The sequence below is a fragment of the Ruegeria sp. HKCCA0235A genome, from assembly GCF_013033235.1.
Taxonomy (GTDB): Bacteria; Pseudomonadota; Alphaproteobacteria; order Rhodobacterales; family Rhodobacteraceae; genus Ruegeria.
In genome coordinates, this window is the sequence record NZ_WQDQ01000009.1 from 64997 (window position 1) to 86492 (window position 21496).

Sequence of the window (21496 nt, forward strand, 5' to 3'; positions counted from 1 at the left end):
TCAGTTTATCATTCACAACGCGGAGAGATGTTGTTTTCAGCCGCATATGCGCCCGAGTCTTCTTCGATCAGCGCGCTGATCACCTCGACATCGGTCGGTTTGAAATCCTGAACCGGGTTCCAGGTTCCTGCTGCCGCATCCCACTGAACGACGCCCACAAGACCGGGTCCGCCATGGTTTTCACAGCTTACCGCGAATTCGGGTCCAAAACCTGCCATGCCCAGACCTTCCATCTTGGCATTGGTGATCTCCAGCGCTTCCATTCCGTCACGCATCATCGATGCGTCGATATCGGCGGTTCCGTGCATCTCCTGTGCGGTCTTCACGGCTTCGGCTGCCAACATCGCGGCATAGAGACCACGGTTGTACTGAACCGTTCCCAGCTGATCACCTGCGCCGGCGGCTTTACCGGCATCCACAACGTATCTCTTCAGATCGTCGTAGACCGGATAGTCCATACCCAGGCCGGTGAAGGTCAACGCTTTATAGCCATTGGCTTTTTCACCTGCCGGCTCAACGTCAAATTCCGCGCCCGACCACCAGACGCCGATGAAATTTTCCATCGGGAAGCGGATGTTGGCGGCTTCCTGAACCGCGACCTGGTTCATGACGCCCCAGCCCCACATAATGACATAGTCAGGCTTTTCACGGCGGATCTGCAACCACTGCGACTTTTGCTCCTGACCGGGATGGTCAACGGGCAGCAGGGTCAGTTCATAGCCATGCTTTTCGGCCAGGGTTTCAAGTGTGCGGATCGGTTCTTTGCCGTAGGCAGAGTTGTGATAGACCAGCGCAATCTTTTTGCCGCTCAGATCTCCGCCATTTTCATCCAGCAGATAGTTGATCGCGCCGGATGCACCGTTCCAATAGTTGGCCGGATAGTTGAACACATGGCTGAACACCTTGCCGTTGGCAGCCGAGGTCCGGCCATAGCCCATCGTGTGCAGCGGGATGCCGTCTGCCGTTACTTTCGGGATCAGCTGATAGGTGATGCCGGTCGACAGAGGCTGATAGACCAGGGCGCCTTCACCCTTGGTCGATTCATAGCATTCCACACCTTTTTCGGTGTTATAGCCGGTTTCGCACTCGATAACCTTGGCCGGAACGCCACCGATACCGCCATCGCGTTCGTTCAGCAGAGTGAAATAGTCCGCATAGCCATCCGCGAACGGAATGCCGCCCGCTGCGTATGGGCCAGTCCGGTAGCTGAGCGATGGGAACACCAGGTCGGCCATGACCGGACCTGCGGCCATCACGGCGCCCAGCGCCAGGGTTGCCAGTTTCTTGTTCATCGGGTGTGTCCTCCCTTGATTGATCCGATGTTGAGTTTCGGGCTTCGCACCCGTCTTTTCCTTGGGCCTGCCCCTTAGTGCGGGAACGGCCAGAGTCTGAGTTTCTCTTTCGCCACGCGCCACAGCTGTGCCAGCCCGTGTGGTTCTAGGATCAGGAACATGATGATCAGCGCACCCACGATCACCAAGTTAAGATGCGCGACGATGTCAGTGGGCCAGCCCAGCAAATCAACGCCAACAAGTTTCAGAACCACCGGCAGCAACACCAGGAAAGCGGCCCCGGCAAAGGATCCAAAAATAGACCCTAATCCGCCGATAATGACCATGAACAGAACCAGGAACGATTTCTGGATCCCGAACACCTCGCCAACCTCAACCGCGCCCAGATAGACCGCGAAAAACAGCGCGCCCGCGATACCCACAAAGAACGAGCTTACGGCAAAGGCGGTCAGTTTCGCCTTGAGAGGGTTCACCCCGATGATCTCGGCGGCGATGTCCATGTCGCGGATCGCCATCCATGTCCGCCCTGTCGTACCACGTGTCAGGTTGCGCGCAACGATGGCGCAGGCGGTCAGGAAAATCAGACAGAACAGATAGGTGGCCCAAGCCGATGCATTCGGACCGGTGATGATGATGCCGAACACATCCCGTTCCGGCGCGTTGATCTGCCCCGAAGCCGAGTAGTTGTAGAACCACGGCACCCGGTTGAACAGCCAGACCAGAAAGAACTGCGCCGCCAGCGTCGCCACCGCAAGATAAAACCCCTTGATCCGCAAGGATGGCAAGCCGAACAGCACGCCCACGATGGCAGTGATGCCACCGGCCAGGATCACGTGGATGAACATCGACACGTCTGGAAAGGCGGTCATCAGCTTGTAGCAGGCATAGGCCCCAACGGCCATGAACCCCCCGGTACCCAGGCTGACCTGCCCGCAATACCCCACAAGAATGTTCAGCCCAATGGCCGCGATCGCATAAATCAGGAAGGGCAGCAGAAGTGCATTGGCCCAGTAGTCGTTGATGATGAACGGGATGATCCCGAATGCCACCGCCAGCACCACATAGTACCGATACCGATCGAACTTGATCGGGAAAGTCTGGCTGTCATCCACGTAGGAGGTTTTGAAATCTCCGGCCTCACGATAGAACATGTCTTACTTTCCCCATTGTTCCTGCGCCCGGTTCCGGGCTTCGGCGTCCAGTTGATTGGACCCTTTGGCATATCCGCTCGCCTCCGAGGCGCGCACCAGCTTCAAGTAGGCCAGAACCCCCATGATCAGCCCTGCAAAGGCCAGGATCGCTGCAATCGTCAGTTGGCCTTCGGTCAGATCGTCTGATGTGAGGGCGATGTAGCCAAAGGCCCAGAACCCCGCCCATGCGATCACGTTGATGATGGCGATCAGTTTGGTCATGCCCTACACCCTCTCGATGATCTTTTCTCCGAACAGGCCCTGCGGACGGAACACCAGGAAGATCAGCGCCAGCACATAGGCAAACCAGTTCTCGGTTGCGCCACCGACCATCGGTCCGATTGCGAATTCGAACAGCTTTTCACCCACGCCGATGATCAGACCGCCGACAATGGCACCGGGGATCGAGGTGAACCCGCCCAGCATCAGCACCGGCAGCGCCTTGAGTGCGATCAGCGACAGTGAAAACTGGACCCCCGATTTGGTGCCCCACATGATGCCCGCGACCAGAGCAACGAACCCGGCCACCGACCAGACCATGACCCAGATGAAGTTGAGCGATATGCCCACCGACAGCGCCGCCTGATGGTCATCCGCCACCGCGCGCATGGCCCGGCCCTGCTTGGTGTACTGGCTGAACGCCACCAGAGCGGCCACCAACAGCGCCGCAATGATCGTTGCCACGATGTCCAGATTGTCGATGAAGAAGCCGTAGTCGAAGATGTTATAGGTGGTCTCGTCAATCCACAGGTTGATCCCTTGTGGCAGGCCCACATCCAGCGGCTTGATCTCGGACCCCCACATCAGGTCGGCCACGCCTTCAAGGAAGTACGCCAGACCAATGGTCGCCATAAACAGAATGATCGGTTCCTGCCCCACCAGATGGCGCATGACGAACCGCTGCACGGCCCAGGCCAGCAACACCATCACACCCATCGTCAGAATGATCGCGAACAGCGCGGGCACATTCCACCCGAAATAATGGATATGGGTGCCGAAAGTCGCGTTGATCAGATGGGCAAACGGCACCTGCCCATTCATGATCCCGACCAGCGTCATTGCCGCAAACAGGGCCATAACCCCTTGCGCATAATTGAAAATACCGGACGCCTTGTAGATCAGCACAAAGCCCAGCGCGACCAGCGCATAGAGCACCCCGGCCATCAGACCATTGAGGATGACCTCCATCGCGAAGATAAGTTGTTCAGGCATGCCAGCCCCTCCCCAATTCTGCCCAGAGCTTAATCATGGCTGACCCCCAGATAGGCGTCGATGACTTCCTGGTTGTTGCGCACCTCATCGGGTGTGCCGTCGCCGATCTTCTTGCCGTAATCCATCACGACCACCCGGTCGCTCAGATCCATCACAACGCCCATATCGTGCTCGATCAGGGCAATCGTGGTCCCGAACTCATCATTCACATCGAGGATAAAGCGGCTCATGTCCTCTTTCTCTTCGACGTTCATGCCCGCCATCGGTTCATCCAACAGCAGCAGCTTGGGCTCCGCCGCCAGCGCCCGCGCCAGTTCGACGCGTTTTTTCAGGCCATACGGCAAGCGCGACACAGGCGTTTTACGAATGTGCTGAATCTCAAGGAAGTCGATGATCTTCTCGACCGCCTCGCGGTTTTGCACCTCTTCCGCTTCGGCCTTGCCGCGCCAGATCGCCTGCTGGAGGATGTTGGTCTTCATAAAGTTCAGACGACCCGTCATCACGTTGTCCAGAACGCTCATACCCTCGAACAGGGCGATGTTCTGAAACGTCCGCGCGATTCCCTGCTGGGCGACTTCAAATGGCCGCATCGGCGGGCGTCTGGACCCATGGAACCAGACCTCGCCTTCCTGCGGAACATAGAAGCCCGAGATCACGTTCAGCATCGAGGATTTCCCGGCGCCGTTCGGCCCGATGATGGCGCGGATCTCGCCCTCGCGGATATCGAACGAGATATCCTTGATCGCCACCACACCGCCAAAGCGCAGAGTGATGTTCTTCATTTCCATCACCACACCGCCGATCTTGCGACCGTCTTCGGTGACATATCCTTCGGAATTATCCAGCATCGGTCACTCCCTGACTTGCGCGAAAACGGGACGGCGGGCGGGGCGATGACCGCAGGTCGAGCGGCGCTCGTACGGCCCTCATTCTGCGGCAACCTTGTGTTGGGCGACGGGAACAACCGGCGCGTCAACGATCTCCAGCGTCGCCGAGATCGATCCCTTGCGACCATCCTCATAGGTCACCTCGGTCGTGGTCGAAACCGCCTTGGACCCGTCATAAAGCGCGGCAATGATGTCGCTGAACTTGTCCTCGACAAACCCGCGCCGCACCTTGCGGGTCCGGGTCATCTCGCCATCATCGGCATCCAGTTCCTTGTGCAGCACCACAAAGCGGTGCACCTGACAACCCGATAGCATCTCGTCAGCGGCGACCGACTTGTTCACCTCTTCCACATGGGCCTTGATCGTCTCTAACACGCGCGGATGTCCCGCCAGTTCCTGATACGAGGCATAGGCCACGTTGTTGCGTTCGGCCCAGTTGCCGACCGCGGTCAGATCGATATTGAGGAAGGCCACGCAACGATCCTTGCCATTGCCGAACAGCACCGCCTCCAGAATATCCGGATAGAACTTCAGCTTGTTCTCGACATATTTCGGCGCGAACATCGACCCGTCTGCCATCTTGCCCACGTCCTTGGCGCGGTCGATGATCCGCAGATGACCCGAGCTTTCCTCGATGAACCCCGCGTCGCCCGTGGCCACCCAGCCTTCAGGGTCCTTGGTCGATGCGGTCGAGTCCGGGTTCTTGAAATATTCGACGAACACACCGGGCGAGCGGTAATGTATCTCGCCCTTGTCGTCGATCCTGATCTCGACATCGGGGGCCGGGACGCCAACGGTGTCGGCGCGCACCTCGCCGTCGGGCTGGACGGTGATGAACACGGTCGCCTCGGTTTGGCCGTACAACTGTTTCAGGTTGATGCCTAAAGAGCGATAGAAATCAAAGATCTCCGGCCCGATCGCCTCACCCGCCGTATAACCCACCCGAAAGCGCCCATATCCCAGCGTGTCTTTGAGCGGCCCGTAAACCAACAGATTGCCCAGCGCATATTTCACCTTGTCGCCCAAGCTCACCGGCTTGCCATCCAGCAACCGGCCGCCGACCTTGTTGGCATGCGCCATGAAGTAGTGGAACATGCGCTGCTTGAGCTTGCTGGCATCCACCATTCGGATCATCACATTGGTCAGCTGGGTCTCGAAGACCCGCGGCGGCGCGAAGAAATAGGTCGGCCCGATCTCGCGCAGGTCGGTCATCATCGTGTCGGCGCTTTCGGGGCAGTTCACGCAGAACCCGCACCAATAAGCCTGACCGATGGAAAAGATGAAATCCCCGACCCAGGCCATCGGCAGATAGGACAGGATGTCCTCGTTGCGGGTCAGGTGGTCGAATTCGGCTGAGTTCTTGGCACTTTCGATCACGTTGCGGTTTGACAGCACCACGCCCTTGGGCTTGCCCGTGGTACCCGAGGTATAAAGCATCACGCAGGTGTCGTCATAGGTGATCTCGCCGATGCGCCTGTCCAGTTCGGCGTCGAAACGCGCATGACCGGCGCTGCCCTCGGCCTTGATGTCGTCAAGGGCATTCATCTGGCTGTGGTCGTATTTCCGCATACCGCGCTTGTCGGTATAGAGGATGTGTTTGACCTGATGCAGGTTTTCTTGAATCTCGATGACCTTGTCGACCTGTTCCTGATCGCCGCAGACGACATATTTCGCCCCGCAATGCTCCAGCACATAGGCCATCTCTTCGGCAACCGCGTCTTGATAGAGAGGGACCGGAATAGCACCGACCATCTGCGCCGCAACCATTGACCAGTAATGTGCCGGACGGTTGCGCCCGATTACGGCGATGTGGTCGCCCTTTTCAACGCCAAGTTCAAGAAATCCAAGCGCCAGCGCGCGGATCTCGGCGACCGTTTCCGCCCAGGTCCAGCATTGCCAGATCCCGAATTCCTTTTCGCGGTAAGCCGGGGCATCCCCGAACTGCGTCGCATTGCGATGTAGCAGCGCCGGAAGGGAGTGCATCCCTTCGGCGCCCGACTGCGTCTGAGCCAATTCTATCTCTCCTCCCCATCCGGCCCCGGTTCGGGCCGGAACGGCGTCGCCGGGTCAGACCGGAACGCTGTTGCCCCGATTAAGGACAAGGAGGACGATCAGCGTCAACTTTTTCGTGATGTTTTCTCAATTCTTACGAATTGTAACAATGGAGGGGTGATCGTCTGATCCTGTTTCAAACCGCATATTCTAGTCGTGTTTTGTATTTTAACTGTCCGCTTTCAAACAGTCTTGGGCCAATGGGCGTGCCAATACACATTGGCAAATGAACAAGGAGCTTGGCATGACAACGCGAGGCAATTGCCTGTGCAAAAATACGAAATGGGAGTTTATCGGGGATGTGACATGGGCGTGCTACTGCCATTGCGATGATTGCCGTCGAAACTGTGCCGCACCCATAGTTGCATGGTTGGGTGTTCCACTTCGGAACTTCAAATGGACTGCCCAAGCACCCAAAACACTGGAAAGCTCAAAAGGTGTATTTCGGCATTTCTGCCGCGATTGTGGTTCTCCAGTTGGTTTTGAAGCAGACCATTACCCTGGCGGGATGCATTTATATGCCGCTTCAATGGAATACCCAGAGGACTTTGTTCCGACCTTCCACGTCAACTACCAAAGCAAACTTCCATGGCTGCGTATCGAAGACGGTCTGAAGAAGTACGAGGGCACACTCCTTCACGCCCCAGAGGATTTGAGTGCTTATGACGATTAGGCCGCTTCAGGGTCTAAGTAGCGCCTAAAGCCAATCCCGTAAAATCGGAATCAGCGGCACATCGGCAGCCGGCATCGGGTAGTTCCGCAGATCTTTCGCGCGCACCCATTTCAGCGCCTGACCCTCTTTCGACTGCGGGATGCCGTCCCATTTGCGGCAGGCAAACAGCGGCATCAGCAGGTGGAAATCGTCATAGCTGTGGCTGGCAAAGGTCAGCGGCGCCAAGCACGAGGCCCAGGTGTCGATGCCCAGTTCCTCGTGCAACTCGCGGATCAGGGCGGCCTCGGGGGTTTCGCCCGGCTCGATCTTGCCGCCGGGGAATTCCCACAGTCCGGCCATGGATTTGCCTTCGGGACGTTGGGCCAGCAGCACGCGGCCCTCGATGTCGATCAGGGCGACAGCAGAGACTAACACGGTTTTCACGAGCGATAATCCGCGTTGATCTCGATATAGCCGTGGGTCAGATCACAGGTCCAGACGGTGGATTTCCCCTCGCCCAGCCCCAGATCAACGGCAATCACCAAATCCTGGCCTTTCATGTATTCGGCGGCGTCCTCTTCGCGGTAGTTGGGACTGACCCAGCCGTTCTCGGCCACAAGAATATCACCGAAGGAAATGCTGAGCTTGTCGCGATCGGCCGCCGCGCCCGACTTGCCGATGGCCATGACAATACGGCCCCAGTTCGGGTCCTCACCGGCGATGGCGGTTTTCACCAGAGGGGAGTTGGCGATGGCCAGACCGTGGGTCTTGGCGTCAGCGTCCGAGGCGGCTCCGGTCACGCGGATTTCCACGAATTTCGTAGCGCCTTCCCCGTCACGCACCACTTGTTGCGCAAGGTCCAGCATCACCGTTTCCAAAGCCCCTGCGAAAGCGGCATCGCCGGTGACATCAACGCCCGAAGACCCCGTCGCACACAGCAGCAGACTGTCCGATGTCGAGGTGTCGCTGTCCACAGTGATGCAGTTGAAGGTGCGATCTGTCTGGGCACTCAGCATTTCCTGCAACGCCGATTGCTCAACCCGTGCGTCGGTGAAGATATAGACCAGCATCGTCGCCATGTCTGGCGCGATCATTCCAGAACCCTTAGCAATCCCTGCAATAGAGACTGTTTTGCCACCGATTTCGACCTGTGCGCTCGCCCCTTTCGGGAACGTGTCCGTCGTCATGATCGCCCGCGCGGCGTCTTCGATTGCATGGCGGCTGAGGCCGGATTTCAACGCCTCAAGCTGCGAGATGATGCGATCATGCGGCAGCGGTTCACCGATGACACCGGTGGATGAGGTAAAGACCCGTTCGACCGGGACACCGGTCGATTTGGAAACGGCCTGCGTCACCTCGGCAACCGATGTCTGGCCATAATGCCCGGTAAAGGCGTTGGCGTTGCCCGAGTTCACAAGGATCGCCGCAGGTCCATCGCTGGGGCCGCCGATTTTCTCCTGACAATCCAGAACCGGTGCCGCGCGGGTGGCCGAGCGGGTGAAGACACCCGCCACCGACGTGCCCGGATCAAGAACAGCCAGCATGACATCCGTGCGACCCTGATAGCGCACACCCGCTTCGACGGTGGCAAAACGCACACCGTCAATCGCAGGCAGTTCAGGGAAAGACGCCGGCGCCAGCGGCGAAACCTTCGTGATCGTGGCCACTGGTCTTTACTCCTGAATCAGGTCCAGCTGGCGCATGATCTCGGGGCCTGCGCCTTCCAGCGCGGGGCGTTCGATCTGTGCCTGCTGCGTCAACTCGTCGATCCGCGCCTGAATGGCATCTTGCTGGATCGTTTGGGCCAGCTCATCGCGCACCGCGTCCAGTTCGGGGGCTTCGGTTTTGCGCTTGTCGTTCAGCTTGACCAGATGCCAGCCAAATTGTGTTTGCACCGGATCCGACACCTGCCCTTTTTCCAGCGCGATCACTGCTGCCTCGAATTCAGGTACCATCTGGCCTTTTCCGAACCATCCCAGCGCGCCACCATTCGGGCCGGACGGACCGGTCGAGTTCTCGCGGGCAAGTTCCGCAAAGTCGGCGCCATCATCAAGCTGTGCCTTGAGCGCTTTGGCTTCTTCTTCCGATTCCACCAGAATATGGCTGGCGTCGAATTCGTCTTCACCCGCAAAATCATTGAAACGCGCATCGTAAGCGGCCTGAATGGCTTCCTCTGTGACGACATCGTTGGTCAGGGCCGCCACCGTCTGAACCGCCTGAAGCGACCGCTTTTCATTGTCGAGTGTCAGCGCGTTTTGCTTGCTCAGGCCGTCCTGTTGCTGTCCCAGCAATTGCTGCTGGATCAGCTGTTCCAGAACGAAATCGAACAGCACGTCGTCTTCCGCCTGTTGATATTGCGGTGGCAGAGAAGCGACGGTGGCGATCACGTGACCCAATGTGATCTCATCCCCGTTTACCCGAGCGACCACCGTCGACGCATCCGGCTGGGTTTCGGCGGCCAGCGGCAGGGCCATCACGGCGGCCAGGGCCAGCGATGGCAGAAAAGTGAGACCTTTGGGCATTGAATCATCCTATTTTCTTGCCGCGACAGGGCGCGGCGTTGACACTCTGGAACCTGCCGCTTACATCGCTTTGAAGCCTTGGACAGGGCCGCCTTTCACCCCCCGTATCTATGGGTTGCGCGCAAGGTGGGCAAGCCTGTCGCAACCACGAAAAGAACAGATCCTCTGGAGTGAACATGCTGGGACTCGGAACGCTCGCCAAAAAGGTGTTCGGAACACCGAACGACCGCAAGATCAAGGCGACCCGCCCTCTGGTCGAAAAGATCAATGCGCTGGAGCCAGAGTTTGAAAAGCTTTCAGATCAAGGTCTGATCGACAAGACCGAAGACCTGCGCAAGCGCGCACTGGATGGGGAAAGCCTGGACGACCTGCTGCCCGAGGCCTTTGCCAACGTACGCGAAGGCGCCAAGCGCGCACTTGGCCTGCGGGCCTTTGACGTGCAGCTGATGGGCGGCATTTTCCTGCATCAGGGCAACATCTCGGAAATGAAGACGGGCGAAGGCAAGACTCTGGTCGCCACCTTCCCGGCCTATTTGAACGCGCTGACCGGCAAGGGCGTGCATGTCGTCACGGTGAACGAATACCTGGCCAAACGTGACGCGGAATGGATGGGCAAGGTGTTTGCGGCCGTAGGCATGACAACTGGTGTGATCTGGTCCGGCCAGCCCGACGCGGAAAAACTGGCCGCGTATTCCTGTGACATCACGTATGCCACCAACAATGAGCTGGGCTTTGACTATCTGCGCGACAACATGAAGGCGGATCTGGAGCAGGTTTACCAGAAACATCACAACTTTGCGATTGTGGACGAGGTTGACTCGATCCTGATCGATGAAGCGCGGACGCCGCTGATCATCTCGGGTCCTGCGCAGGACCGGTCGGATCTGTACACCGCCATTGATGCCCTGATCCCGACGCTGAGCGATGATCATTACACCCTGGACGAAAAATCGCGCAATGTGACCTTTACCGATGAAGGCAACGAATTTCTTGAGGCACAGTTGCTTCAGGCCGGCCTGATTCCCGAAGGCCATTCCCTGTATGATCCGGAAAGCACCACCGTCGTGCATCACGTCAACCAGGCGCTGCGTGCACACAAGCTGTTCCAGCGCGACAAGGATTACATCGTGCGCGACGGCAACGTCGTTCTGATCGATGAATTCACCGGCCGCATGATGCCGGGGCGTCGCCTGTCCGAAGGTCTGCATCAGGCGATCGAAGCCAAGGAAAAGGTTCAGATCCAGCCGGAAAACGTCACATTGGCAAGCGTGACATTCCAGAACTATTTCCGCCTGTACGACAAACTGAGCGGCATGACCGGCACCGCGTTGACCGAAGCCGAAGAATTTGCCGAGATCTACGGTCTGGGCGTGGTCGAAGTTCCGACCAACCTGCCGATTGCCCGTATCGACGAAGATGATCAGGTCTATCGTACGGCCGCCGAAAAATACAATGCGATGATCGCCGAGACGAAAAAGGCGCAGGAAAAGGGCCAGCCGGTTCTGCTGGGGACCACGTCGATCGAGAAATCCGAACTGCTGAGCCAGCTGCTGACCAAGGAAGGTATCAAGCACAACGTTCTGAACGCTCGCCAGCACGAACAAGAGGCACAGATCGTTGCCGATGCCGGTCGTCTGGGCGCGGTAACCATCGCCACCAACATGGCCGGTCGCGGCACCGACATTCAGCTTGGCGGCAATGTCGAGATGAAGGTGCTGAAAGCGATTGCCGAGAATCCAGACGCGGATCCGTCCGAGCTGCGGGCCGCCGAAGAAGCACGCCACGCCGAAGAAAAAGAAAAGGTTCTGGCTGCTGGCGGTCTTTACGTCATGGCGTCGGAACGCCACGAAAGCCGCCGGATCGACAACCAGTTGCGCGGTCGTTCCGGCCGTCAGGGCGACCCGGGCCGAACGGTATTTTACCTGAGCCTCGAGGATGACCTGATGCGCATCTTCGGCTCGGAACGGCTGGACAAGGTATTGACCACGCTGGGCATGAAAGAAGGCGAGGCGATCATTCACCCCTGGGTGAACAAGTCGCTGGAACGCGCGCAGTCCAAGGTCGAAGGCCGCAACTTTGACATGCGCAAGAACGTTCTGAAGTTCGACGACGTGATGAACGACCAGCGGAAGGTGATCTTCAGCCAGCGCCGCGAAATCATGTCTGCGAACGACCTGTCCGAGATCGTCTCGGATATGCGCGAACAGGTGATTGACGACCTGATTGACGAATACATGCCGCCGAAATCCTATGCGGATCAGTGGGATACCGAGGTCCTGCACGAGGCGATAAAGGACAAGCTGAACATGGACGTCCCGGTTCAGGACTGGGCCGCCGAAGAAGGCGTGGATGACGAGCAGGTGCGCGAACGTCTGATCAAGGCTGCGGATGAGATGATGGCGCAGAAGGCCGTCGCCTTTGGCCCTGAAAACATGCGCAACATCGAAAAACAGGTTCTGCTTCAGACCATCGACAGCAAATGGCGCGAGCATCTGCTGACCCTGGAACATCTGCGCTCGGTCGTTGGGTTCCGCGGTTATGCCCAGCGCGATCCGCTGAACGAATACAAGAACGAAAGCTTCCAGCTGTTCGAAAGCATGCTGGATTCCCTGCGCGAGACCGTGACACAGCAATTGTCACGCGTACGTCCGCTGACCGAAGAAGAACAGAAAGAAATGCTGGCGCAGATGGCAGGGCAGCAGGCTCAGGCGCAGGAGGCCGTGGACAAGGCCGCGAAACAGGCCGAAGCCAAGGCCGAGGCTGCGGCTTCGGGCGATGCGCTTCCCGGGTTCGACGAAAGCGATCCATCGACCTGGGGGAACCCGTCGCGAAATGATCCCTGCCCGTGTGGCTCGGGCAAGAAGTTCAAACACTGCCATGGCCGACTGACCTAACGTCACCCGCCGAATCCACAATGTGTTCGTCTCGCGGCCACAAATTGGCCGTGATTCGTGGCGAATGTGCGATTTGCTCCTTCAACTGGGGAGGGTGTCTTGTTTGTAGTTCGAAACTACGTGACCATGTGCGGCACGGTCGCTTGTGCTTTGGGCATAGGCTACCTGATGCAGAACGGACCAACCGCGCAGCCGGCGAACGCGGGGGATAGTGTTGATGTTGCCTCGGCATCTCAGCAATCTTCGGTTTTGTCGCGGTTGGATGCTATCGTACTGACTTCGGCTTCGGCGTCTGACGCAGATTCCGGGGCGGCAGCGCCCGAACCTCGCGCAGTTCCGTCAGCCCCGAAAACGACGGATTGCAACATCAGCGCGCGCGCCGTCGCCGTCCCCGGCGCCATGGCACAGCTGTCGCTGCGGGCACCCTGCCACCGAAACGAACGCGTTGAAATTCATCACAGCGGCCTGACGGTCAGCCAGAACACCGACGATTCCGGCGCCTTGGACATGACCATTCCGGCACTGTCGGAATACGCGATTTTCCTGATCTCGTTCGAAGATGAAACGGGTACGGTCGCCACCACTCACGTGACCGACATTGCCGAATATGACCGCGTCGTCCTGCAATGGCAGGGTGAAACCGAGTTGCAGATTCACGCGCTGGAATTCGGGGCAAGCTATGGCAGCAGCGGCCACGTGTGGGATGATTCCTCGGAAAATGGCGCAGGAGAGGTTCTGCGCCTGGGCCAGACGGGTCTGGGTCGTGCCAAGAATATCGAAGTATATTCCTTTCCGACGGGCGCGTCGGATCGGTCCGGCAGCATCGACCTGACGGTCGAAGCCGAAGTGACCGAATCCAACTGCGGGCAAACGCTGAATGTGCAGGCGCTGGAACTTCTGTCAGATAGCCGCCTGCGGTCGCGCGACATGTCCCTGACCCTGCCGGATTGTTCACAGGCCGGTGAGTTTCTGGTGTTGAATAATCTGCTCTCAGACCTGACAATTGCGGCAAAGTAATCCGCAGGCAGGCTCGACTCTCTTATGACTTTCTTTCGTGCGGCTGTGACCGCGCTGTTAACCGTTGCAGGTGCGACCTGTGCAGTGGCGCAGGACATCACGCTGACGTCTCATGACGGCAAGGTCGAAGTAACAGGCAACCTGCTGGGCTTTGACGGCGAATTCTACCGCGTCGATACGCAGTTCGGTGAGTTGACCGTTGATGGCTCGGGCGTCACCTGCGACGGACCTGCATGCCCCAGCCTGACGGATTTCGTAGCCGAGTTGTGGTTTTCCGGATCGTCTGTCATGGCCGAAACGGTCCTGCCCGCCCTGATCATCGGGTTTGCGCGGCAGGAAGATCTGACCGCAACGCCTGCCCGCGTGGATTCGGACACCTTCGTCTATGAACTTTTTCAGTCAGGCCGTGACGCCCCGTTGGCGCGGTTCTACTTTGACGTTGGGACCACGGATCGTGGATTCGCCAAGCTGATCGAAGACCAGACAGATATCGTGATGGCCCTGCGCGAAGTACGCGAGGCAGAGCGGGATGCAGCCGAAGCCGCGGGGCTGGGTGATTTGAAACGGGCCCGGCGATCCAGGGTTGTTGCATTGGACGCCATGGTTCCGGTGGTGGCGCCCGATAGTGTGATGCGTCAGATTTCGCTGGCCGATTTGGCGCGCATTCTGTCAGGTGAAGTGAAGAACTGGGTGGACCTGGGCGGGCCGGATGCTCCGATCGCCTTGCATGTGCCGGATCCGGGTTCGGGGCTGGCGCAGGCTGTCGAGGATCAGGTATTGAAGACCGCTGGTGTGGAACTGACCGATACCGCAATTCGTCACACTCGAACAAGCGACCTGACCAAGGCCGTGGCCAAAGACCCGTTTTCCATCGGAATCGCCAGCAAGGCGACAGCCGGCGATACCCGCGCCCTGCCGTTGACCGGAGGGTGTGGGCATCCGCTGACCGCAACCCGTCAATCGATCAAGACCGAAGATTATCCGCTGAATCTGCCGATGTTCCTGTATCTGCCCGAACGCCGCCTGCCGCGGATCGCACGGCAGTTTCTGGCCTTTAGTCTAAGCCCCGGGGCCCAGATGGCCATTCGTGACGCAGGTTATGTGGATCAGTCGCCTGAAACCTTGCCGGTTGGCGTACAAGGCGACCGGCTTGCCAATGCCATCGCCACCGGAGGGCCCGAAGTTGGGCTGGACGAGCTTCAGCGCATGATCGAAACCCTGCGCCCGCTGTCGCGCCTGTCCCTGTCGGTTCGGTTCGAGCCCGGATCATCCCGTCCGGATGCGCAGTCACGCTCCAATATTCAGCAACTGGCACATATGCTTGACGCCGGAACACTGAAGGCACGCAAGCTGGTGTTTGCCGGCTTCAGCGACGGGGATGGCGGGGCCGCCACCAACGCCCGCATTGCCCTGCGGCGTGCACAGACCGTACGAAACGCGGTTCTGGCCGCGGCCGAGACATCGATATCAGACAGTATCGAGGTGGTCGCGGAAGGGTTTGGCGAGGCAATGCCGATGGCCTGTGACGACACCGAGTGGGGCCGCAAGGTCAACCGCCGGGTTGAAATCTGGGTGCAGTGAAGCTCACAGATACCCTTCGGACCGAAAGCTCAACTCGGTCGATTTTCCTATGATCAGGTGGTCGTGCAGGGTCAGACCCAGGGCCGAACAGGCATCCTGAATACGGTTGGTCATGTCGATATCCGACTGCGAGGGCGTCGGATCACCCGACGGGTGGTTGTGCACCAGAATCAGGGCCGAGGCATTCAGTTCCAGCGCTCGTTTGGCAACCTCGCGCGGGTAAACCGGCACGTGATCCACGGTGCCTTTGGCCTGTTCCTCATCCGCGATCATTACGTTCTTGCGATCCAGATAGAACACGCGAAACTGTTCGATCTCACGATGCGCCATGGTGGTGTGGCAATAATCCAGCAGCGCATCCCAGCCCGAGATCACATGCCGCTGCATCACCCGGGCGCGGGCCATCCTGTGGGCGCAGGCCTCAAGAATTTTCAGGTCGGTAACCACGGTATCGCCAACGCCCTTGATCTGGCGCAGCCGTTCCTCGGGCGCGGTCAGGACACGATTGAAATCACCAAAAGTGTCCATCAACGCCCGCGCCAGTGGCTTCACATCCTGCCGGGGAATGGATCGGAACAGGACCAGTTCAAGCAGTTCGTAATCCGGCATCGCCGCCGATCCGCCGGTCATGAACCGTTCGCGCAGCCGCTTGCGGTGGTCTTTTATGTAGGAGGGTAGCCGACCAGAGGGCAGCGGCTGCGCCGGGGCTTCGTCCGTATCAAACAGCATCGGGGCTTCGGCAAAGGCGTCCTGTGTCATGAGCGCACCCTGACCCAGAATCGGTTTCTGATTGGTTAACGCACCTCACCCGCCATGCGTGCCGTGGCCCGGCGGACAATCATGTGCAGAAGAATCGAGAATACGCCCAGGGTCAGCATCGCGGCAAACATGAGATCGGTCTTGGCACGTCCATTGGCCAGCAGCATCAGGTATCCCAACCCCTGCGACGAGCCGACCCATTCGCCGATCACCGCTCCGATCGGGGCATAGACCGCCGCCAGCCGCATCCCCGACGCCAGCGACGGCAGAGCGGCCGGAATACGGATATGCCACAATACGGCGCGCTTGCTGGCCTGCATCGTTCGGGCCAGATCCAGATACCCCGAAGGGGTGCGCATAAGCCCGTCAAAAAAGGATGAGGTGATCGGGAAATAGATGATCAACACCGCCATGGCGACCTTGGACCACAGCCCATAGCCCAACCACAGCGTCAGCAACGGCGCCAATGCGAATACCGGCAGAGCTTGCGTAAACACGAGCATCGGCTGCACCAGCACCCGCGCCGCCCGCGAATTCGCCAGTTGCAACGCAGTAACGACACCCAGCAGCGTTCCGCATGCCAGACCGATCACCACTTCGATCGCGGTGATCCAGGTATGCTCTGCGATCACCCAGCGGTTCTGCCACCAGGTTTCGGCCACGACGGCGGGTCCGGGCAGGATGAACTTCGGCAACCCGGTCAGGGTCACGATGCCCTGCCAGATCAGCAAGGCAAACAAAGTTGCGGCCAATGCAGAAAAATACTTCATGCCGCGCCCTCGCGGAGAAGACGCAGCAAGGCACCCTGGGTTTCCAATGTCTCCAGATCATCCACGCGGCGCGGGGCCGGGGCCCGGGGCGGATCGCAGGGCGTCAATCCGTGCTCCGTCATCACCACGATGGATTGCCCCAGACGCGCGGCCTCTGCGGGATCATGGGTCACAAGAAGGACGGTTCGACCGTGCAATGCTTCGGCGGCCAGATCCTGCATGTCAGCGCGGGTGCGGGCATCAAGGGCCGAAAAGGGCTCGTCCAGCAAAACAACGGGGCGATCTTCCATCAGCGTCCGGGCCAGGGCGACACGCTGACGTTGCCCGCCGGACAACGCGCTAGGCTTCTTGTTCATGTGATCCTGCAACCGCATACGCTTGATCAGGCGGTCGCGTCGATCAAGATCCACGGTTTCCCCGCGCAGACGCGCACCCAGCGAGACATTCTGCGCGACAGTTGCCCAAGGCAAAAGAAGATCGTCCTGCGCCATGTATGCGACACGCTCAGCCACAGGCAAGCCATCACTGGCCGTGATCCGCCCGGCGAAGACAGCCCCGGTCTCGAGCCCCGCAATCAACCTCAGAACCGTGGTTTTTCCCACGCCCGAACCGCCCAGCAGGCATGTCCACGCCCCGGCCCCTAGGGTCAGGGACAACGGCGCAAACAGGGTCGCGCCGTCGATCGTGGCAGTGCCGTTGATGGTCAGTTCGGGCGCAGGTGTCATGGCGTCAAACCCATCTGCCAGAAGTCGACTTCAAGCTCTGTCGCCTTGCGGAAGGTCTTGCACAGTCTATCCCAGCGTGGCGACCCTGGAAAATCAGCCCCAATACGTCTTGTTAGAGCCTGATCCAGCAACTCGCCAACCGCCACACATGCGCCTTGGTAATCCTCGCCGGCATAAGTGTCGATCCAGCCGCGATATGCCTCGGACGTTGCCTCGGCGGATAGGCGCGTACAGATCTCACCATACCCCATGACGCAAGGAACAAGGGCCGCCAGCAGGTCCAGAAGATCTCCGCTGTAGCCTGCTTCCAGGACAAACCGGGTATAGGCCAGATTCTCGTGCCTCTCTGGCGTGGCAAACAACTCTGCCTGCGAGATACCTTCTGCCTCGCAGATACCGATATGCAGTTTCATCTCTTCGCTGATCAAACCGTTCACAGTTCGCGATGCGGCAAGCATTTCTTCATGCGTTTCTGATTTCACCACGGCCAGCGCCCAGGCGCGTGAGAAGTGGATCAGAAACACGTAATCCTGCCGCAGATAGTGCAGAAACGCCTCGCGTGGCAGCGTTCCGTCTTTCATGCCCTCTACGAAGGCGTGGCGGGTATAATCCCGCCACGGCTCCGCCGCAGCATCGCGCATCAGCGCAAAGGCTTTGCCATAATTGCTCATTGCGCGGTCACGTCGATGGTGATGTCACTGACCGGAAGGACGCTGTCGATCATCCCGCTTTCGTTCAGGAAGGTTTCGAACCGGGCATAACGACCGGCATCAAAACCTGCCGGGCGCAGCGCAAAGCGCGGCAGTGTATCGACCCAGGCGCGGGCATTCAGCTCGTCCTGAAGTTCCGGCGAGGTCGCCGCGAAGATTTCCCAGCTTTTTTCCGGATTGTTGACGATATATTGGGTCGCTTTTTCAGTCGCGGCGAGGAACCGGGCGATCTTGTCCTTGTCCATCGTTTCAGGATTGGCGACATAGATCAGTTCATCGTAGGACGGAACGCCCTCTTCCTCAATATAGAAGCAAGTGCCGGGACGACCTTCGATATCCATCTGGTTCAGTTCGAAGTTGCGATATGCGCCAATCACCGCATCCACCTGACCGGTCATCAGCGACGGCGAGAGGGAAAAGTTGACATTGATCAGCTCGACATCGCCCAGCGCAACATCATATTTGCCCAGAACGGTGCCAAGGATGGCTTCTTCGACCCCCGCGACCGAGAAGCCGATTTTTTTACCCTTGAGGTCAGCAGGCGACTTGATCGGCCCGTCTTCCAGCACCAGAAGGCAGTTCAGCGGCGTCGCAACCAATGTGCCGACGCGCTTCAGCGGCAGGCCCTCGTGAATCTGCAAGTGCAATTGCGGCTGGTAAGACACCGCCAGGTCGGCTTGGCCGGCAGCCACCAAACGGGGCGGGGCGGACGGGTCGGCGGGTGGAACGATCTCGACCTCAAGCCCTTGTTCGGCAAAGTAGCCGTTTTCCTGCGCCACGATGATGGGACCGTGGTCAGGGTTGATGAACCAGTCCAGCAGGACGGTCATTTTGTCTTCGGCCCATGCCGGCCCGGCGGCCAGAAGGGCGATGGCTGTCATCAGCTTTTTCATGTCTCGCGTTTCCCTTTTCTTCACGAGGTTGAGGCCGCGACGAGGACAATCTCGCCCGGCCAATCTGGTTGAATCTGTTCGGCGGCACGCCATGCCCGCAAACCGGTGGCACAGCAAAGAGCCAGCCTTTTTCCTTTGTTAGGATCTATTCTTCGCAAATTATCCGGTGAAATGCGCGTCGCGTTCGAATGGATGGGAACAGGGGCTTCCTGCGAACTGCGCAGCTCGATGATCTGATCCGTGTCTTTCAGCTGGCTTGCGGACAGAAAGCGAAAGCAGTTGCCGGGCTCGGGTGCGTCATCAAAGCGAAACCCGGTGCTGCGCAGGGTTCTTGCATCGTATTGAACCAACTGCCCAAGGGGCGAGGGATCAAGTCCAAGGATCAAGCTGAGCGCCATCTGCGCCTGCATCGCCCCCATCACGCCAACCACGGGGCCCAAAACCCCCGCAGTGGCGCAACTGGCGCCACTGTCCGGTGCATCGGGAAACACAGCGCGCAGCGACGGGCCCCCGCCGCAGAACCCGCCCACATAACCCGAAAGCCCCAGCACCGAGGCGCTGATCAAAGGCTTGCCCTGCGCCAGACACGTGTCCGACAGGATGTAGCTGGCTGCGTAGCTGTCGGCACAATCCAGAATGATATCGGCTTGCGACACCGAGCCAGGCGCATTTTCACTGGTCAGAGCCTGATTCAGACCGATGACATCAGTTTCACCATTCAGCGCGCGGCAGCGCGCCTCGGCGGTTTCCGCCTTGGAGTGCCCGCAATCGGCCTCGGAGAAAAACGTTTGACGGTGCAGGTTGGACAGATCGACGGTATCACCGTCCATGACCGTAATCCGCCCCACCCCGGCCCCTGTTAAAAGTGGCAGAACCGGTGCAGCCAGACCGCCCGCACCGACGACCAGAACACGGGCCGCCGACAGGCGTGCCTGCCCCTGCGCCCCGACTTCGGGCAAAAGCGTCTGGCGGGCATATCGGCTCATCGTGTGACCTCGATCCACGCGCGCACCCGTGCTTCGGGGTCGGGGTTCAGTGTGATATCCGTGACCGCCGAGACGATGTCCGCCCCGGCCTTCAGCACACCGGTCGCGCGCTCGACACTCATCCCGCCAATACCGACCAAGGGAATATCACCAACCCGCGCCTTCCATTCCGTTACGCGGGGCAGGCCCTGCTGATGCCATTTCATCTTTTTCAGAATGGTGGGGTAGACCGGGCCCAATGCCACGTAATCGGGATCCATGGCCAGCACACGCTCAAGCTCATCATCGTCATGGGTGGAAACGCCCAGTTTCAGACCCGCTTTTCGGATGGCTTTCAGGTCGGCGTCGTCCAGATCTTCCTGCCCCAGATGGATCCAGTCGCAGCCCAGATCGATCGCGTGTTGCCAATAGTCATTGACCACCAGAACCGTCCCATGGTCGCGGCACAATTCGCGTGAGACGGCAATCTGGTCGCGCACCGCATCGTCTGGCTGATCCTTGATGCGCAGCTGCACCAGTTTGACACCCAGCGGCAACATCCGCCGCAGCCAGTCCGAGTGATCAAAGATCGGATAGAAACGGTCCAGCGTCATGACAGGAAGGCCTTTCCAACAACAGGGGTAGAGGGTTCCGCCATATCGCGCGGCTCGATCGGGTCGGCCTGATGGGCCAATTGCCCGGCAAGGGTTGCCTGCGCCATTGCCTTGGCCATCAGAACCGGATCTCCGGCACGGGCCACAGCGGTGTTGAGCAGAACCGCGTCAAAGCCCAGCTCCATCGCGCGGGCCGCGTGGCTGGGCAAACCGATACCGGCATCCACCACCAGGGGAATGTCAGGAAATTCGGCCCGCATCGCACGCAGGGCGTATTCGTTGTTCAGCCCTCGTCCTGACCCGATCGGTGCGCCCCAGGGCATGAGCACCTCGCATCCCGCTTCCAACAGGCGTTCGCCCACGATCAGATCATCGGTGGTGTAGGGAAACACCTCGAACCCATCCTCGGTCAGAATGCGGGCGGCTTCTACCAGTTGGAAAACGTCCGGTTGCAGACTGTCCGTATGTCCGATGAGTTCCAGCTTGATCCATCGGGTCTCGAACACTTCGCGGGCCATATGGGCGGTCGTAACGGCCTCTTTCACCGTATGGCAACCGGCCGTATTGGGCAGGATCAGAACTCCCAATTCGCGGATCATGTTCCAAAAGGTCTGGCCTGCACCCGCTTCGCGCCGCAAGGATACAGTGGCAACGCCTGCACCGCTTTCGCGAAACGCCTGTTCCAGAATGGCCGGGCTTGGATATTGCGCCGTGCCCAGCATCAGCGGGTTGGGCAGTTCAGTGCCGTAAAACGTCTTCAT

21 protein-coding genes are annotated in these 21496 nt (G+C 59.2%); 4 read left to right on the forward strand and 17 right to left on the reverse strand.

Features of this window, described 5'->3' with window-relative positions; genetic code table 11:
* Window positions 1-8: 8 nt before the first annotated feature.
* From GOW56_RS15740 to GOW56_RS15765, 6 genes are all read right to left on the reverse strand, one after another.
* A complete protein-coding gene (locus tag GOW56_RS15740; RefSeq protein ID WP_171206469.1) occupies window positions 9-1292 on the reverse strand; it encodes an ABC transporter substrate-binding protein in 1284 nt (427 codons plus the stop codon).
* Window positions 1293-1366: 74 nt separating this feature from the next.
* Window positions 1367-2443 (reverse strand): branched-chain amino acid ABC transporter permease, encoded by a 1077-nt coding sequence (locus GOW56_RS15745; RefSeq protein WP_152459551.1) that lies wholly within the window; start codon window positions 2441-2443, stop codon window positions 1367-1369.
* Window positions 2444-2446: 3 nt separating this feature from the next.
* Complete coding sequence (locus GOW56_RS15750; RefSeq protein WP_170345775.1) at window positions 2447-2704, reverse strand: hypothetical protein; 258 nt, start codon at window positions 2702-2704, stop codon at window positions 2447-2449.
* A 3-nt stretch (window positions 2705-2707) separates the two neighbouring features.
* Window positions 2708-3694 carry a branched-chain amino acid ABC transporter permease gene (locus GOW56_RS15755; RefSeq protein ID WP_171206470.1) on the reverse strand — a complete coding sequence of 329 codons (987 nt, stop codon included), beginning with the start codon at window positions 3692-3694 and terminating at the stop codon, window positions 2708-2710.
* Between the two features lie 29 nt (window positions 3695-3723).
* A complete protein-coding gene (locus GOW56_RS15760) occupies window positions 3724-4542 on the reverse strand; it encodes an ABC transporter ATP-binding protein (RefSeq protein ID WP_171116793.1) in 819 nt (272 codons plus the stop codon).
* Window positions 4543-4620: 78 nt separating this feature from the next.
* Window positions 4621-6564 carry an AMP-binding protein gene (locus tag GOW56_RS15765; protein ID WP_171206538.1) on the reverse strand — a complete coding sequence of 648 codons (1944 nt, stop codon included), beginning with the start codon at window positions 6562-6564 and terminating at the stop codon, window positions 4621-4623.
* Window positions 6565-6877: 313 nt separating this feature from the next.
* Here GOW56_RS15765 and GOW56_RS15770 point away from each other — a divergent pair, with 313 nt between their 5' ends.
* On the forward strand, window positions 6878-7306 hold the full coding sequence (locus tag GOW56_RS15770) for a GFA family protein (protein WP_254447241.1): 429 nt from the start codon (window positions 6878-6880) through the stop codon (window positions 7304-7306).
* A 24-nt stretch (window positions 7307-7330) separates the two neighbouring features.
* On the opposite strand, the gene mutT is transcribed toward GOW56_RS15770, so the two are convergent.
* Genes mutT through GOW56_RS15785 form a run of 3 tightly spaced genes read right to left on the reverse strand, consistent with a single transcriptional unit; the run spans window position 7331 to window position 9807 of the window.
* Window positions 7331-7729, reverse strand: a complete 399-nt coding sequence (gene mutT / locus GOW56_RS15775) for an 8-oxo-dGTP diphosphatase MutT (RefSeq protein WP_171206472.1) — start codon at window positions 7727-7729, stop codon at window positions 7331-7333.
* On the reverse strand, window positions 7726-8952 hold the full coding sequence (gene argJ, locus GOW56_RS15780) for a bifunctional glutamate N-acetyltransferase/amino-acid acetyltransferase ArgJ (protein WP_171206473.1): 1227 nt from the start codon (window positions 8950-8952) through the stop codon (window positions 7726-7728). The genes mutT and argJ overlap by 4 nt, the downstream gene beginning before the upstream one ends.
* Window positions 8953-8958: 6 nt before the next feature.
* Window positions 8959-9807 carry a peptidylprolyl isomerase gene (locus GOW56_RS15785; RefSeq protein WP_171206474.1) on the reverse strand — a complete coding sequence of 283 codons (849 nt, stop codon included), beginning with the start codon at window positions 9805-9807 and terminating at the stop codon, window positions 8959-8961.
* 176 nt (window positions 9808-9983) lie between these two features.
* Here GOW56_RS15785 and secA point away from each other — a divergent pair, with 176 nt between their 5' ends.
* From secA to GOW56_RS15800, 3 genes are all read left to right on the forward strand, one after another.
* Window positions 9984-12701 carry a preprotein translocase subunit SecA gene (gene secA, locus GOW56_RS15790; RefSeq protein ID WP_171206475.1) on the forward strand — a complete coding sequence of 906 codons (2718 nt, stop codon included), beginning with the start codon at window positions 9984-9986 and terminating at the stop codon, window positions 12699-12701.
* Between the two features lie 99 nt (window positions 12702-12800).
* The gene (locus GOW56_RS15795) at window positions 12801-13718 is read left to right on the forward strand and encodes a hypothetical protein (protein WP_171206476.1); all 918 of its coding nucleotides are present in this window, start codon (window positions 12801-12803) and stop codon (window positions 13716-13718) included.
* Between the two features lie 24 nt (window positions 13719-13742).
* A complete protein-coding gene (locus GOW56_RS15800) occupies window positions 13743-15299 on the forward strand; it encodes a phosphate ABC transporter substrate-binding/OmpA family protein (protein WP_171206477.1) in 1557 nt (518 codons plus the stop codon).
* A 3-nt stretch (window positions 15300-15302) separates the two neighbouring features.
* Here GOW56_RS15800 and radC read toward each other — a convergent pair whose 3' ends face one another.
* Genes radC through GOW56_RS15840 form a run of 8 tightly spaced genes read right to left on the reverse strand, consistent with a single transcriptional unit; the run spans window position 15303 to window position 21496 of the window.
* Entirely contained in the window at window positions 15303-16058 is a 756-nt protein-coding gene (gene radC, locus GOW56_RS15805; RefSeq protein WP_152459563.1) for a DNA repair protein RadC, read from the reverse strand.
* A gap of 35 nt (window positions 16059-16093) precedes the next feature.
* Complete coding sequence (locus tag GOW56_RS15810; RefSeq protein ID WP_152459564.1) at window positions 16094-16828, reverse strand: ABC transporter permease; 735 nt, start codon at window positions 16826-16828, stop codon at window positions 16094-16096.
* Window positions 16825-17553: an ABC transporter ATP-binding protein gene (locus GOW56_RS15815; protein ID WP_171206478.1), complete on the reverse strand. Its 729-nt coding sequence runs from the start codon at window positions 17551-17553 to the stop codon at window positions 16825-16827. Before GOW56_RS15815 ends, GOW56_RS15810 begins: the two co-directional genes overlap by 4 nt.
* The gene (gene tenA, locus GOW56_RS15820; protein ID WP_171206479.1) at window positions 17550-18224 is read right to left on the reverse strand and encodes a thiaminase II; all 675 of its coding nucleotides are present in this window, start codon (window positions 18222-18224) and stop codon (window positions 17550-17552) included. The genes GOW56_RS15815 and tenA overlap by 4 nt, the downstream gene beginning before the upstream one ends.
* A complete protein-coding gene (locus GOW56_RS15825; RefSeq protein ID WP_171116773.1) occupies window positions 18221-19156 on the reverse strand; it encodes an ABC transporter substrate-binding protein in 936 nt (311 codons plus the stop codon). Before GOW56_RS15825 ends, tenA begins: the two co-directional genes overlap by 4 nt.
* A gap of 20 nt (window positions 19157-19176) precedes the next feature.
* Window positions 19177-20142 carry a HesA/MoeB/ThiF family protein gene (locus tag GOW56_RS15830; protein ID WP_171171455.1) on the reverse strand — a complete coding sequence of 322 codons (966 nt, stop codon included), beginning with the start codon at window positions 20140-20142 and terminating at the stop codon, window positions 19177-19179.
* Window positions 20139-20735: a thiamine phosphate synthase gene (locus GOW56_RS15835; protein WP_171206480.1), complete on the reverse strand. Its 597-nt coding sequence runs from the start codon at window positions 20733-20735 to the stop codon at window positions 20139-20141. Before GOW56_RS15835 ends, GOW56_RS15830 begins: the two co-directional genes overlap by 4 nt.
* Entirely contained in the window at window positions 20732-21496 is a 765-nt protein-coding gene (locus GOW56_RS15840; protein WP_171206481.1) for a thiazole synthase, read from the reverse strand. Before GOW56_RS15840 ends, GOW56_RS15835 begins: the two co-directional genes overlap by 4 nt.

Excerpts from the sequence above, each read along its gene's own strand:
- GOW56_RS15740 (WP_171206469.1), bottom strand. The coding sequence starts at position 1,292 with ATGAACAAGAAACTGGCAACCCTGGCGCTGGGCGCCGTGATGGCCGCA.
- GOW56_RS15745 (WP_152459551.1), bottom strand. The coding sequence starts at position 2,443 with ATGTTCTATCGTGAGGCCGGAGATTTCAAAACCTCCTACGTGGATGAC.
- GOW56_RS15750 (WP_170345775.1), bottom strand. The coding sequence starts at position 2,704 with ATGACCAAACTGATCGCCATCATCAACGTGATCGCATGGGCGGGGTTC.
- GOW56_RS15755 (WP_171206470.1), bottom strand. The coding sequence starts at position 3,694 with ATGCCTGAACAACTTATCTTCGCGATGGAGGTCATCCTCAATGGTCTG.
- GOW56_RS15760 (WP_171116793.1), bottom strand. The coding sequence starts at position 4,542 with ATGCTGGATAATTCCGAAGGATATGTCACCGAAGACGGTCGCAAGATC.
- GOW56_RS15765 (WP_171206538.1), bottom strand. The coding sequence starts at position 6,564 with ATGCACTCCCTTCCGGCGCTGCTACATCGCAATGCGACGCAGTTCGGG.
- GOW56_RS15770 (WP_254447241.1), top strand. The coding sequence starts at position 6,878 with ATGACAACGCGAGGCAATTGCCTGTGCAAAAATACGAAATGGGAGTTT.
- GOW56_RS15785 (WP_171206474.1), bottom strand. The coding sequence starts at position 9,807 with ATGCCCAAAGGTCTCACTTTTCTGCCATCGCTGGCCCTGGCCGCCGTG.
- secA (WP_171206475.1), top strand. The coding sequence starts at position 9,984 with ATGCTGGGACTCGGAACGCTCGCCAAAAAGGTGTTCGGAACACCGAAC.
- GOW56_RS15800 (WP_171206477.1), top strand. The coding sequence starts at position 13,743 with ATGACTTTCTTTCGTGCGGCTGTGACCGCGCTGTTAACCGTTGCAGGT.
- radC (WP_152459563.1), bottom strand. The coding sequence starts at position 16,058 with ATGACACAGGACGCCTTTGCCGAAGCCCCGATGCTGTTTGATACGGAC.
- GOW56_RS15810 (WP_152459564.1), bottom strand. The coding sequence starts at position 16,828 with ATGAAGTATTTTTCTGCATTGGCCGCAACTTTGTTTGCCTTGCTGATC.
- GOW56_RS15815 (WP_171206478.1), bottom strand. The coding sequence starts at position 17,553 with ATGACACCTGCGCCCGAACTGACCATCAACGGCACTGCCACGATCGAC.
- tenA (WP_171206479.1), bottom strand. The coding sequence starts at position 18,224 with ATGAGCAATTATGGCAAAGCCTTTGCGCTGATGCGCGATGCTGCGGCG.
- GOW56_RS15825 (WP_171116773.1), bottom strand. The coding sequence starts at position 19,156 with ATGAAAAAGCTGATGACAGCCATCGCCCTTCTGGCCGCCGGGCCGGCA.
- GOW56_RS15830 (WP_171171455.1), bottom strand. The coding sequence starts at position 20,142 with ATGAGCCGATATGCCCGCCAGACGCTTTTGCCCGAAGTCGGGGCGCAG.
- GOW56_RS15835 (WP_171206480.1), bottom strand. The coding sequence starts at position 20,735 with ATGACGCTGGACCGTTTCTATCCGATCTTTGATCACTCGGACTGGCTG.
- GOW56_RS15840 (WP_171206481.1), bottom strand. The coding sequence starts at position 21,496 with ATGAAGACGTTTTACGGCACTGAACTGCCCAACCCGCTGATGCTGGGC.